At 73.6% G+C, this 12816-nt stretch carries 14 protein-coding genes; 5 read left to right on the top strand and 9 right to left on the bottom strand.

Going from position 1 to position 12816, the window contains the following annotated elements; genetic code table 11:
• Positions 1–177: 177 nt before the first annotated feature.
• Together ACWEQL_RS17525 and ACWEQL_RS17520 are read right to left on the bottom strand one after the other, a co-directional pair.
• On the bottom strand, positions 178–648 hold the full coding sequence (locus ACWEQL_RS17525) for an iron chaperone (protein WP_452151143.1): 471 nt from the start codon (positions 646–648) through the stop codon (positions 178–180).
• 106 nt (positions 649–754) lie between these two features.
• Positions 755–2767: a discoidin domain-containing protein gene (locus ACWEQL_RS17520; RefSeq protein WP_452151142.1), complete on the bottom strand. Its 2013-nt coding sequence runs from the start codon at positions 2765–2767 to the stop codon at positions 755–757.
• 393 nt (positions 2768–3160) lie between these two features.
• Between ACWEQL_RS17520 and ACWEQL_RS17515 the strand changes: the two genes are divergently transcribed.
• Positions 3161–3913: an SDR family NAD(P)-dependent oxidoreductase gene (locus ACWEQL_RS17515; RefSeq protein ID WP_452151147.1), complete on the top strand. Its 753-nt coding sequence runs from the start codon at positions 3161–3163 to the stop codon at positions 3911–3913.
• Positions 3914–4033: 120 nt separating this feature from the next.
• Here ACWEQL_RS17515 and ACWEQL_RS17510 read toward each other — a convergent pair whose 3' ends face one another.
• Positions 4034–4390, bottom strand: coding sequence for a hypothetical protein (locus tag ACWEQL_RS17510; RefSeq protein ID WP_452151141.1), 357 nt, complete (start codon positions 4388–4390; stop codon positions 4034–4036).
• A gap of 193 nt (positions 4391–4583) precedes the next feature.
• Between ACWEQL_RS17510 and ACWEQL_RS17505 the strand changes: the two genes are divergently transcribed.
• From ACWEQL_RS17505 to ACWEQL_RS17490, 4 genes are all read left to right on the top strand, one after another.
• Complete coding sequence (locus ACWEQL_RS17505) at positions 4584–4856, top strand: ferredoxin (protein ID WP_452151140.1); 273 nt, start codon at positions 4584–4586, stop codon at positions 4854–4856.
• The gene (locus ACWEQL_RS17500; RefSeq protein WP_452151139.1) at positions 4853–6247 is read left to right on the top strand and encodes an NAD(P)/FAD-dependent oxidoreductase; all 1395 of its coding nucleotides are present in this window, start codon (positions 4853–4855) and stop codon (positions 6245–6247) included. Before ACWEQL_RS17505 ends, ACWEQL_RS17500 begins: the two co-directional genes overlap by 4 nt.
• 139 nt (positions 6248–6386) lie before the next feature.
• Positions 6387–7628, top strand: a complete 1242-nt coding sequence (locus ACWEQL_RS17495; RefSeq protein WP_452151138.1) for a cytochrome P450 — start codon at positions 6387–6389, stop codon at positions 7626–7628.
• A 134-nt stretch (positions 7629–7762) separates the two neighbouring features.
• A complete protein-coding gene (locus ACWEQL_RS17490; protein ID WP_452151146.1) occupies positions 7763–9265 on the top strand; it encodes an amino acid permease in 1503 nt (500 codons plus the stop codon).
• A 251-nt stretch (positions 9266–9516) separates the two neighbouring features.
• On the opposite strand, the gene ACWEQL_RS17485 is transcribed toward ACWEQL_RS17490, so the two are convergent.
• The 6 genes from ACWEQL_RS17485 to ACWEQL_RS17460 form a co-directional block, all read right to left on the bottom strand.
• Positions 9517–10074, bottom strand: coding sequence for a hypothetical protein (locus ACWEQL_RS17485; protein ID WP_452151137.1), 558 nt, complete (start codon positions 10072–10074; stop codon positions 9517–9519).
• 593 nt (positions 10075–10667) lie between these two features.
• Positions 10668–10850, bottom strand: a complete 183-nt coding sequence (locus ACWEQL_RS17480) for a CsbD family protein (RefSeq protein ID WP_452151136.1) — start codon at positions 10848–10850, stop codon at positions 10668–10670.
• Between the two features lie 87 nt (positions 10851–10937).
• Complete coding sequence (locus ACWEQL_RS17475) at positions 10938–11252, bottom strand: gas vesicle protein K (protein ID WP_452151135.1); 315 nt, start codon at positions 11250–11252, stop codon at positions 10938–10940.
• Entirely contained in the window at positions 11249–11443 is a 195-nt protein-coding gene (locus tag ACWEQL_RS17470; RefSeq protein ID WP_452151134.1) for a gas vesicle protein, read from the bottom strand. The genes ACWEQL_RS17475 and ACWEQL_RS17470 overlap by 4 nt, the downstream gene beginning before the upstream one ends.
• Before the next feature lie 75 nt (positions 11444–11518).
• Positions 11519–12319, bottom strand: coding sequence for a GvpL/GvpF family gas vesicle protein (locus tag ACWEQL_RS17465; protein WP_452151133.1), 801 nt, complete (start codon positions 12317–12319; stop codon positions 11519–11521).
• Positions 12316–12816 (bottom strand): gas vesicle protein, encoded by a 501-nt coding sequence (locus ACWEQL_RS17460; RefSeq protein ID WP_452151132.1) that lies wholly within the window; start codon positions 12814–12816, stop codon positions 12316–12318. Before ACWEQL_RS17460 ends, ACWEQL_RS17465 begins: the two co-directional genes overlap by 4 nt.

The raw sequence follows: 12816 nt of genomic DNA, 5'->3' as shown, positions 1-12816 counted from the left end.
CCGGGAACCCGCCCCGACCCCACGCGACCCCCGTGCCCCCGGAACCCACCCCCATCTCACCCGAACCCCCCCCCCAAACCGACCACCAGCGCCCCCCCACCCCCCCCCCACCACCGGCGCCAGCCGCCCCCCCCCGGCCGGGGGCGAGCGCCTCGATCGTCCTGCCGGGGCCGTTGCTCAGCCGGCCGCCTTCTTCACCAGCTCGGTGATCCGGGCCTCGACCTCGGCGGTCAGCTCGACCAGCGCGTACGAGGTGGCCCACATCGCGCCCTCGTCCAGGAAGGCCTGGTCGCTGAAGCCCAGCGTCGCGTACCGGCTCTTGAACTTCTCCGCGCTCTGGAAGAAGCAGACCACCTTGCCGGCCCGGGCGTACGCGGGCATCCCGTACCAGGTCTTCGCGGTCAGCTCCGGCGCGGCGGCCTTCACGATCGCGTGCACCCGCTCGGCGAGGACGCGGTCCGCCTCCGCCATCTCGGCGATCTTCGCCAGCACCTCGCCCTCGGTGTCCGCCTTGGCCCCGCGCCTGGCGGCCGCCTTCATCTCCTTGGCGTGCTCCTTCATCGCGCTCTTCTCGTCCTCGGAGAAGCCGTCGTACTTCGCGCCGGCGGTCTCGGCGGACTTGGCGTTCTTGGCGGTCGCGGCGCTCATGACGGGTTCCTCTCGTACTTCTCCTGCTGGGGACGTGTCCCATGCTAGAGAAACAGCCCGGGCGGTCGCTTCTCGAAAACTGACCGCTCCGCCCGGGCCGCGCGGATCAGGTGCCGTAGACGCCGACCTCGTAGAGGGAGTAGCCCCAGCGGGTCGCCCGCTTGACACCCTGGACCCGCAGGTAGCGGGCGGTCACCGGGTCGAAGCGGGCGGTGTCGAGGCCCCCGTCGCCGGTGGCCGTGGACCAGACGGTCCGCCAGGCGGCGCCGTCGGCGGACACCTCGATGCGGTACTCGCGGGCGTAGGCGGCCTCCCAGTCCAGGGTGACCGAGGACAGGGTGCGCGTCGATCCGAGGTCCAGCCGCAGCCACTGGGCGTCGTTCCAGTCGCTGGCCCAGCGGGTGTCGCGGGAGCCGTCGATCGCCCGGCCCGCCTGGTAGCCCGTGAACGGGTTCCACTCGGCGGAGCTGGCGCTGGCCGTCGCGCCCGGCGCGAGGTTCACCGCCGGACGGTGGCGCTCGGTGGCCCGCCAGGTGTCGAGGTAGGACTGGGCGCCGAGCATCAGGTCGTCCACCACGTCCTGGCCGCCGCTGAGCCGCATCTGCTCGATCCAGTCCGGCACGAGGCCGTTGTGCGCGAGCCCGTCCTTGTTGAGGTCCCACACCTTGTCGCCGGTGACCTGGCGCTCCAGCGTGCTCTGCCCGTCGGCCGAGCGGAACGGGTAGCGGACCGCGTTCGGCGCGCCCTCGCCCACCGGGCCCGGCCAGCCGCCGACGCCGTTCATGTCGGTGCCGTACGCGTAGCCCACGCCGTACCGGGTGCGCAGGTCCTTGGTCCGCCGGGCCTCGCCGACGAAGCCCTCGGCGGAGTGGGCGTACTGGGCGGCGAAACCACCGAGGCGGTACAGCCGTTCGGTCCACTGCGCGTCCATCCAGCTGTGGCTGGAGATCGCCCCCGGGTAGCGCGCGGACTCCAGGATGTCCAGCGCCCGCCCGGCCGCCTTGACGCTCATGTGGTCGAGCTCCAGCATCATGTGCCGGTTCATCATGCCGCGCAGCGCGTACTCGCCCAGCCGGGTCAGCCCCCGGGTGTTGCAGCGCGGTCCGCTCGCGCCGTTGATCGGGTTGTCGTGCTGCGGCCCGGCGCACTCCTCGGTGGCCCAGACGGTGCCCGTCGACAGGAACTGGCCGGTGGCGACCGCCGTGCCGATGGTGCCCTCGTCGAAGCGCACCCCGCACAGCGCGTTGTCGAACTTGTGGCACAGGAACATGCTGCGCACCCCGAGCGCGTACAGCTCGTCCAGGCCGCGGTCGATGGCGCCCTCGTCGCACTGGGCGATGTCGAGGATCATCTTGCAGCCGAACGGCTCGGAGGTCTCCACCCCCAGGACGACCGCGAGCTTGCCCTGGGTGATGACGTCCTTGGCCTGCTGGGCGTCGGTGACGATCCGGAACCAGCCCTTGCCCGGGCCGCCGTACATCCGGTCGACGTAGGCCTGGAGCTGGTAGGTCTTCTGCGCCTCCAGCCGGATGGCCGTCATCTCGTCGCAGCCGCGGTCCTTGTACGGGTAGAGCGAGCAGAGCAGCCCGTTGGTCACCAGGTCGTTGACCAGGACGCGCTGGCCGCCCCGCCAGGCGCGCTCCACCCAGGCGTAGTAGTTCTGCTGGTGGCTCAGCGAGTCGTTGGCCGGCCAGTCGCGGAACGTGGGCCAGCCCACCGGGTCGTGATGGCCGTTCGCCCCGCCGGTGACGTTCTCGAACAGGGCGCCGGCGCCGTCGGGGTAGTGCTCGGGACAGTCCTTGAGCGCCTCGGCCGCGCCGCCCTGCTCGGAGAAGACCGACCCGCAGATCAGCCGGCCACCGAAACCCTCGTTCGACATCAGGTGGTTGTGCGCGTCGACGAAGCCGCGGACCCGGCCGGCCGCGTCGGTGCCGGTGAACGGCGCGCCCGTGACGTTGATCTGCGAGTCCGGCGCGGGCCGGGCGCCCGGCTCCCACCAGCCGCCGCCGGCGGCCCGGGCGTCGGGCCCGGGCACGGCGCCGGCCAGTGAGGCGGCGAGGAGTAACAGCAGGGACAGGAGGGACGTGAGAGCGCGGCGGCGCACGAGATGCCCGGGCATGGACACACCTCTGCTCGTGGGGGAGACGTCGGGGAAGGTGCACGTGGGCAGGCCGGGTCGCGCGCCGGGACCGCCACCGGGGGGAGGGGAGGGACCTGGCGCGGGCCCGTACGTGCCGGTGCACCTGAGAATCCCGAGCGGCGCGGGGTGCGTCAAGGTCCTGGACACAACAACTTACCGAGCGGTCACTTTGCGGGCGGCCCCCGGCGGGCGTCGCGGACGGGCGACGGGGGGACGTACGCGCCGGTGGCGGTGCGTCCGCCGTCCGCATGGTGGGGCATAGGATCGCCGTCACGCATGGCCACCGAACGTGCGCGGATCGCGATCGGCGGGGCGGTCGCACCGGATCCGCCGACGGCCACCGGAACCAGAAGGAGATCTGTGAACACGAGCATGGGCAAGGGGCCGCTGGAGGGCGCGGTCGTCGCGGTGGCGGGCGCCGCCGGTCCCGCGGGCCGGGCGGCGCTGCTGCGGCTCGCCGAGGCGGGTGCCACGGTCGTCGCCTCCGACGCGGACGCGGCCCGGCTCGCGCAGGCGGTGGACGCCGCCCGCGCCGCGCACGGCGGTTCCAGCGTCACCGGGGACACGGTCGATCTGCTCGACCCGGCCGCGACCCGCGCCTGGGCCGACCGCACGGAGAAGGAGTTCGGCCGCGTCGACGGCCTGGTCCACCTCGTCGGCGGCTGGCGCGGCTCCGCCACCTTCGCCGAGACCGACCTCGGGGACTGGGACGTGCTGGAGAACCTGCTCGTCCGCACCGTCCAGCACACCTCGCTCGCCTTCCAGGGCGCCCTGGAGCGCAGCACCAACGGCCGGTTCGTCCTGATCAGCGCCGAGGGGGCCAGCCGGCCCACCGCCGGCAACGCCGCCTACGCGGCCGCCAAGGCCGCCGCCGAGGCCTGGACGCTCGCCCTCGCCGACGCCTTCCGCAAGGCGGGCGGGGACGAGGGCCCGCGCGCCGCCGCCACCATCCTGGTCGTCAAGGCCCTGGTGCACGACGCCATGCGGGCCGAGCGCCCGAACGCGAAGTTCGAGGGCTTCACCGACGTGAAGGACCTCGCCGAGCACATCGCCGGGCTCTGGGACCGGCCCGCCCAGGAGATCAACGCCGCCCGGCTCTGGCTGAGCGCCCAGCCCAAGCTCTGACCGGGCCCGGCCCGGCCGGGGGCGGTGAGGTCGTACGGGGCCCGCGCCCCGGCGCCCCCGCCCCCCCGTCACGGCGCCCGCCCCCGCCCCGAGGCCGCCGGCACCCCCCCTGACCGCGGCTCAGCGGTCCGCGGGGAAGCGGGCGGTGATCGGCCCGCCCGGCCGGTCCCGCTCCAGCCAGACGGGCCGCCGCCCGAGCTCCGCGACGGCGGGGGTGACGTACAGCAGGCCCGGCCGCTCGCCCGGCTCGGCGGTGTCGTAGGCCGCGCCCACGATCAGCCGCAGGGCGTCGCAGACGGAGCCGTCCGGATCGGCCGCGGCGGCGAGCGGGTCCAGCCGGGCGGCCAGGCCGATGAGCGCCTCGCGCAGCGGGCCGGTGATCCGGCTGACGGGCGCGCCGTCGAGCGCGGGGTGGCCGCAGGGGTCGGGGTGATCCAGCGTCATGTCGTACGGCGTGGTGGTCGTTGCGGTATCCATGCCCGGGACGCTACTGGAGCCCGCTGACAGCGACCGCCCGCCGGCCGGGGCCGCGGGACCGGAGGTCCGGGCCGCCCGCGGACGGCCCGGACCACCGCCCCGGTCACCCCGACGGGCCAGTTCCGGCGGGCGCGGGCGGCGCAGGTGTCGGAGGCTGGCGTAGAACATGCCCCTCCTCGAAAGGCGGAGCCCGATGAGGGTGGTCGTCGACCTCAACCGCTGTCAGGGGTACGCGCAGTGCGCGTTCCTCGCCCCGGACGTCTTCACCATGCACGGTGAGGAGGCCCTGCTCTACGACCCGTACGCCGACGCCGCCCAGCGCGAACGCGTGGCCCAGGCGGTCGCGGCCTGCCCCGTCCAGGCGATCCTGGTGGACGACCCCGACGGTGATCGGGCGGGTGACCGGGTCGGCGGGAAGGCCGTCGTCGCCGGCCGGGCGGGCAGCGGGGGAGGCGGTGCCCGGTGAACGGCGACGCCTACGTCGAGTGGCTCCGGCGCGAGGGCCGGATCGTGATCGTCGGTGCCTCGCTCGCCGGGCTGCGGGCGGCGGAGACCCTGCGCGACAAGGGCTTCACCGGCTCGCTCACCCTGGTCGGCGACGAACCCCACGACCCGTACGACCGGCCCCCGCTGTCCAAGGGGGTCCTGCTGGACCACGCCTCCGCCGAGCGCACGGCGCTGCCCCGCCGCCGCGAACTGGACGCCGAGTGGCGCCTCGGCCACGCCGCCACCGGCCTCGACATGGCCGCCCGGCGGGTCCGGCTCGCCGACGGCGAGAGCCTCGGCTACGACCGGCTGCTGATCGCCACCGGCGTACGGGCCCGCCCGTGGCCGCACGAGGCGGAGGCGGCCCTCGACGGCGTCCTGCTGCTGCGCGGCCGTGACGACGCGGTCAGGCTGCTGCGCCGCCTGGAGCAGGGCCCCCGCCGGGTGGTGGTGATCGGGGCCGGGTTCACCGGCTCGGAGATCGCCTCGGCCTGCCGCGAGCGGGGCCTGGCCGTCACGGTCGTGGAACGCGGCGGCGCACCGCTGGTCGGCGCGCTCGGCGCGGTGATCGGCGACGTGGCGGCCCGGATGCACCGCGAGGGCGGGGTCGACCTGCGGACCGGCGTGATGGTGACCGCCCTGGAGGGCGACTCGGCCGGCCGGGTCCGCTCGGTCTGCCTGTCCGACGGCACCGTCGTCGAGGCGGACGTCGTGGTCGTCTCGCTCGGCGCGATCCGCAACACGGACTGGCTCGCCGGCTCCGGCCTCGGCGCCGGCCCGCGCGGGATCGCCTGCGACGCCGGATGCCGGGCCTTCGACGTCCGGGGGATCGTCACCGACGACGTGTTCGTGGCCGGGGACGTGGCCCGCTCCCCGCACCCGCTCTTCGGTTACCAGTTCCTCTCGCTGGAGCACTGGGGCAACGCGGTGGCGCAGGCGGAGATCGCCGCGCACAACATGGTCAGCACCGCCCCGGAGCGCCTCCCGCACCTGTGGGTCCCCGCCTTCTGGTCCTCCCAGTTCGGGGTGAACATCAAGTCGGTGGGCGTGCCGTCGATGGGCGAGGAGATCCTGGTGACCCAGGGCTCCCTCTCCGAGCGCCGCTTCGCCGCCGTCTACGGCCACCAGGGCCGGGTGATCGGCGCGGTCACCTTCGACCACGGCCGCTGGCTGCCGTTCTACGAGGAACTCATCCGGCGCACCACGCCGTTCCCGCCGCCGTTCCCCACCCTCGACCTGGGACCGGACGGCAAGGAACCCGTCCCGGCGGGCTTCCCCGACCCCTCCGTGCCCCTGCACGGCCCGACGGTCACCGTCAGCGGCTACTCCCCGGCCGACCGGACGGTCCACTTCACCCCGATGCGGGCGTGACCCACCGGCCGATCCCCGCCACCCCCGCCCGGGCGGCCGCGCCCCGTGACGCGCCCCGACGCCGTCCCGCACCCCGCCCGCGCACCAGCCGCCGCGTCCTCCCCGCGTCCTCCCCGCGTCCTCCCCGAGGGAAACCGCCATGACCGACCGCACGCTCCTGCAGCAGATCACCGACTACGCCAACCGCCACGACCCCTACCCGCTGTACGAACGCCTGCGCGAGAGCCCCGTCCACCACGACGAGACCGGCCCGTACGTCATCGGCGGCTACTACGAGATCCGCAGTCTGCTCCACGACCCCCGGGTCAGCTCCGAGCCCCGCTACCGGACGGTGATCACCGATCAGGCGCTGCCCGGCGACGAGGACAACGCGGGCCAGGGGGTGCTGCCGCCGGCCTTCCTGCGACTCGACCCGCCCGAGCACGACCGGCAGCGCTCCCTGACCAACCGCTCCTTCGGCCCCCCGCACAGCCCCCGCCGCGTCGACGGCATGCGCGGCGAGCTGAGGACCATCGTCACCGACCTCATCGACGGCATCGACGGCGACACCGTCGACCTGGTCGAGCAGTTCTCCTACCCGTTCCCGGTCACCGTGATCTGCCGGCTCCTGGGCATCCCCCGCGAGGACGAGACCCGCTTCCACGGCTGGGCCGACGCCATCGTCTCCAGCCTCGACCCGCAGCCCGGCGCGAAGGACCCCGCGAAGGACCAGGCCATCCAGAACGCCCGCATCGAGCTCGGCCTCTACCTCAACGGTCTCATCGAGGAGCGCCGCAAGAACCCCGGCGACGACATGCTCTCCCAGCTCTCCACCCACCACGGCTCCGAGCGCCCGATGACCGCCATGGAGGTCCTCAGCACCGCCGCCCTCCTCCTCATCGCCGGCCACGAGACGACCGTCAACCTCATCACCAACGGCATGCTCACCCTGCTGCGCCACCCGGACGTCCTGGAGCGCCTGCGGGCCGAGCCGCGGCTCGCCGTACCCCTGGTGGAGGAACTGCTGCGCTACGAACCCCCGGTGCAGATGCTCCCCAGCCGCACCCCGATCACCGACATCGAGGTCGCCGGCGTCACCATCCCCAAGGGCGCCCCGCTCTGGCTGATCATCGCCTCCGGCAACCGCGACCCCAAGCGCTTCCCCGACGCGCACCGCTTCGACCCCGACCGCGCCGACATCCAGCACCTCGGGCTCGGCAGCGGCATCCACAGCTGCTTCGGTGCCCCGCTGGCCCGTCTGGAGGCCCAGCTGGCCCTGACCGAACTCGCCCGCCGGCTGGAGCGGCCGCGGCTCCTGGAGGACCCGCCGCCCTACCGCACCAACGCGGTCCTGCGCGGGCCCCGACACCTCAGGCTCGCCATCGACGGCGTGCGCGCGTAGCGGGCCCTGGGCCGTCGTCGGCCCAGGCGGGTGAAGCCGGGACGGTACCCGTCGGCATCGCCACCACCACCGGGTACCAGTGAGCGGACGACCCCCCCGGAGGCCCCATGTCCACGTCCCCCAAGCCGGACTCGATGCTGCGCCAGCTGGTGCGCACCAAGCCCGTGGAACAGTCGATCGCCGACACCCACGAGCCCGAGCACGCGCTGCGCCGCACCCTCTCCGCCCTCGACCTCACGGTCTTCGGCGTCGGTGTGATCATCGGTACCGGCATCTTCGTGCTGACCGGCACCGCCGCCAAGAACACCGCCGGCCCGGCGGTGGCGCTCTCCTTCGCCGTCTCCGGCGTGGTCTGCGCCCTGGCCGCGCTCTGCTACGCCGAGTTCGCCTCCACCGTCCCGGTGGCCGGTTCGGCCTACACCTTCTCCTACTCGACCCTCGGGGAGCTCCCGGCCTGGATCATCGGCTGGGACCTCGTCCTCGAACTGGCCCTCGGCGCGGCGGTGGTCGCCGTCGGCTGGTCGGGCTACGTCCAGTCGCTGCTCGACAGCGCGGGCTGGACGCTGCCGTACGGGATCTCGGGCGCCGACACGGAGGGGTGGAGCTTCAACCTTCCGGCGGCGCTGCTGGTGATCGTGCTGACCGGTGTGATCCTGCTGGGCATGCACCTCTCCGCCGAGGTGACCAGGGTGATCGTCTTCATCAAGGTGGCGGCCGTGCTGGTGGTCATCTTCGCCGGCCTGTTCTACATCAAGGCCGACAACTACGACCCGTTCATCCCGGAGGCGGTGCCGGTCGAGGACGTGTCGGGCGGGGCGGCGCCGCTGGTCCAGGTGCTCTTCGGCTACACCCCGTCGGACTTCGGCGTGATGGGCATCTTCACCGCGGCCGCCGTGGTCTTCTTCGCCTTCATCGGCTTCGACATCGTCGCCACCACCGCCGAGGAGACCAAGCACCCGCAGCGCGACATGCCCCGGGGCATCCTCGGCTCACTGCTCATCTGCACCGTGCTCTACATGGCCGTCTCGGTCGTGGTCACCGGTATGCAGAAGTACACCGAGCTCTCCAGCGACGCCCCGCTCTCCGACGCCTTCAAGTCGGTCGGCGCGGACGTCGTCGCCGACATCATCGACGTCGGCGCGGTGGCCGGTCTCACCTCGGTGACGATGATCATGCTGATGGGCCAGAGCCGGGTCTTCTTCGCGATGAGCCGCGACGGCCTGCTGCCCCGCGTCTTCTCCACGGTCCACCCGCGCTTCAACACCCCGTACCGGGCGGTCCTGATGCTCGGTCTGGTGGTCACCGTCCTGGCCGGCCTGATCCCGCTGGAGGAGCTGGCGGAGCTGGTCAACATCGGGACCCTCTTCGCCTTCATCGTGGTCTCCATCGGTGTGATCATCCTGCGCCGCACCCGCCCGGACCTGCCCCGCGCGTTCCGCTGCCCCTGGGTGCCGGTGATCCCCATCCTGTCGGTGCTGGCCTGCCTCTGGCTGATGCTCAACCTCCCGGTGCAGACCTGGTGGCGGTTCGCCGCCTGGCTGGGACTCGGCCTGATCGTCTACTTCCTGTACGGCCGCGGCCACAGCCGCCTCGGGCGCCGCGCCCCGAACGCCCCATCGCCACGGATCGGCGAGTAGTACCGCCGCCCCCTGGCCGTCGGCCACGGCGACCGCTGTCGGAGCCGCCCGCTACGGTGGGAGACCTCATCGGGCCGGACGGATGTCCTCGGGACTCGCGGCCATGGGGGGTGGGGGCGTCCCCGGCACCGGCACCACGCTCGGGACCCGACGGACCGTGACCCACCCCCCACCACTCCTCTCCGGCCCTCCCACCGTTCCTGTCCGGCCCTCCCCGCCGCGAAGCCGCGGCGGGGAGGGCCGGCACGTCGTCACCGGCGGAAGGAGTAGCCGCCCGCGAAGACCCAGAGGCTCGCCTCCGTGGCCCCGCACCTGGTGGCCCTGGGCGGAGCGGTGTAGTCGAGGGCGTCGGCGCCCGCCCAGCCGACCCGGATCACGCCGTCCCCGTCGGCGGGGTAGAAGGTGAGGCCGGTCTCCGGGTGCCAGGTGCTCGGGGCCGGCGCGGGCGGCGTCTCACCCTCGGGGACGGTGAAGGTGAGCGACTCGATCGGCCCGGTCACCGTGACGGCGCCGTCGGCCGTGGTGGTGAGGCAGGCGACGTCGATCTCGGCCCGCACGATCCTGTTCCCCGGGAACACGTGCTGGACGGTGGCGTGCCCGCGGGCGACGCCGTCCTTGCTCCGGGCGTCGACCCGGGCGGTGAGCCGTTCCCCGGCCGGGGTCGGGCCCGGGCCGCGGTCGTTCATCAGGGCCCAGGCGTGCAGGCTCTGGTGGCGGGCCGTGGTGGTGGCCGGGGCCGCGGCGGCCGCGGTGGTGGTGACGGCGGTCACCGCGGTGACGAGCGCGATGCCGGCGACGAGCTTTCGCATGGTCGGTCCTCGGGTGGGTCGGTGACGGGCGGGGGCCGCTCCCTCGCCCTTCGGTGTCCCAACCCTCGCAACCGGTCCGGGGCCCGGTCGTCCGCCGCGGGAAGGGACCGCCTCCCCCGGCCGGGGGAACCACGGCTCCACCCGATGACCACCTGCCCGCCGGGCCACCGCTGAGAAGCATGTGGCGAGCCGGCGGTGTTTCAGGACCACCTGCGCGGCTACCGGCTGACCCCGCGAACGCATCGCCGGCCGGGTGGGGCAGTGGCGCGAGCATCCCTCGGGTCCCCGCCGAGGCGGGGACCCGAGGGATGTCGGTGAGTGCGGCTGCCGCCGCCTCAGTAGGGGAGCGGACGGCCCGACGGCGTTCGCAGGTCGAGCGGGGGCTTCGGACGCTGAGGTGTGGGGCGCTTGGTCACCCTGATCCCGGTCATCTCCGTCACCTCCTCCGTCATCGGGGACCCACCGGGAGTCTGCCCGATCCGACGGGTTCTATCTGTTCCGAAGGAAGTAACTCGGGCGCGGTTGCGGCGAACGTGATAAGAGCCACGCCCCCGGTGCAGCACCGGGGGCGTGGCGGTCTCGTGGGAAACCGGTCAGGGCTTCAACGGCTTCGTGGCGTCCTTCGCCTTCTGCCCGGCCTGGGCGGCATGGCCCTTCATCTGTTCGACCTTGCCCTTGGCGACGAGCCTCTCGTTGCCCATGGCCTTGCCGGTGGTCTCCTTGACCTTTCCCTTGGCCGTTTCGGCCGCGTGTTCGATCTTCTTTCCAGCACCCATGACATCCTCCTTGGACGGCTCAGGGCCTCGCGGGGGCGTCTGCCCGGCGATCACGGATCCACACGTGCGACGGGCGGCGAATTGCGGTCACGGCCCAGGGCCCAGCAGCGGCCCCAGCGGCCCGAGGTCGATGTTCAGGTCCTCGGGGGTCAGACCGAAGTGGTCGCGCAGCTCGTCCATCCGCTCCTCCAGGGCCATCAGCGTCAGGCCGATGGCCTCGATCTGGTCCTCGGAGAGGTCCCCCTCGTCGATGCGCCGCAGCGCCTGGCGCTCCATCAGCTGCCGGATCAGCTCCACCACGGTCAGGACCAGACCGGCCAGGTCCCGTCCGACCGTCTCGGGGTCGAGGGCGACGCGCCGCCGGCCCGAGGGCGGCGGGTCGGCCGGTGGGGGCGCGTTCACGGCAGCTCCCGGGGCCGCCCGGGCTCTCCGGGCAGCTCCGGCTCCCAGGGCGCCATGGCGGTGCGCACCGAGGCCACCAGCGCCCGCAGACTGATCCTGACCAGGTCGACCTCGGCGATCGACAGGGTGATCTCCCCGGCCACCACCACCCCGCCGGCCAGCAGCCGGTCGAGCAGGTCGACCAGGGCCACCCGCTCCTGCCACACCGGGGCGGAACGCTCCGGGCGCGGAGCCGGAGCCGGTGCCGGCGTCGGCGACACGGCCGCTCACCCCCTCCCCGGGTCGGCACCGATGCCGCTGAAGGAGTACGGCGGCCACGGACCGGTCACCTCCAGGCGCAGCGCCGGATGGTGCACGGCCAGGGTGACGAGTGCCCGGTCGAGTTCGGTCAGCCGGATGTCGTCGACCAGGTAGGCGCCGTTGAGGACCATCGGCTCGCCGTGCCCGGTCGCCTCGGCGCTCTGGAGGGGGTGCTGGGTGGACTCGGCCGCCGTGTCGCTCAGGGTGGTGTGGACGAGTTCGGCCTCGTCCAGCGCCCGGTGGAGTGCCTGCCCTCTCTCCTGGCGCTGCGCCCTGCGGCGCAGGAGGTAGGCGGTGCCGGGGCGTTGGCTTTCACCGGCGGGCTCGTCGGCGCCACCGGGTTCGTCCTGTGGACCGGTGGCCGACGGGTCGGCCAGGTACGCCTTGACCCCCCACTCGGTGCGGTCGGTGATCCGGCGCAGGGCCGCGAGGAGTTCTCCGCGCCGTTCACGGAGCATCGCGGCGGCCCGCCCGTCGTCACGGTAGAGCGTGGCGAAGCGCAGGGGCAGGGTGGGGCCGGCCCGGGCGAGCGCGTCGATCACCCGGTGATGGGCGCGGGCCGTCCGCTCCAGCCAGGCGGCGTCCTCCAGATGGGCGCGCAGGGGCTCCTCGTCGAAGTCCGCGCACGGCACGGACCCGGCCAGGGCGGTGAGGTCCGCTCCGGCGACCGCGCGCAGGGGTTCGCCCGCGACGCCGGACAGCTCGGCCGGGGGTGGCCGGTCGGCGGGGACGACGGCGTACAACCAGGTGTTGTGGGACTCGGTCATGGCTCTTTCCGCGGGCGTGTGGTGCGGCTGCTGGACGGCTTCCGGGTCCGGGCGGGCCGGGCCGCGGGCCCGGACGCCTCGGCACGGGCGTCGTCGGTGCGGGAGTCCTCGGTGCGGGAGTCCTCGGCGTGAGTGTCCTCGGTGCGGTCGCCCTCGGCACCCCGGTCGCTCCGGGCGGCCTCCAGCTCGCCGATCCGCTCGCGCAGGCGACGGTTCTCGACCGCCAGGTCGCGCCGGCCGGAGGAGAGGCTGGGGTCGTGTTCCCACCAGTCGATGCCCATCTCACGGGCCCGGTCGACGGAGGCGATCAGCAGCCGGATCTTGATGGTCAGCAGTTCGATGTCGAGGAGATTGACCCGGATGTCACCGGCGATGACGATGCCCTTGTCCAGTACCCGTTCGAGCAGGTCCGCGAGATTGGCCGATTGGGGTGGGCCGGAGGAGCGCCACGGGGCGGGGGACCTCGCGCCACCGTTCCAGCCTGTCACGTCGCTCAC

This window comes from Kitasatospora sp. NPDC004240 (genome assembly GCF_053603215.1).
This window is presented reverse-complemented; position numbering and strand designations above follow the sequence as displayed.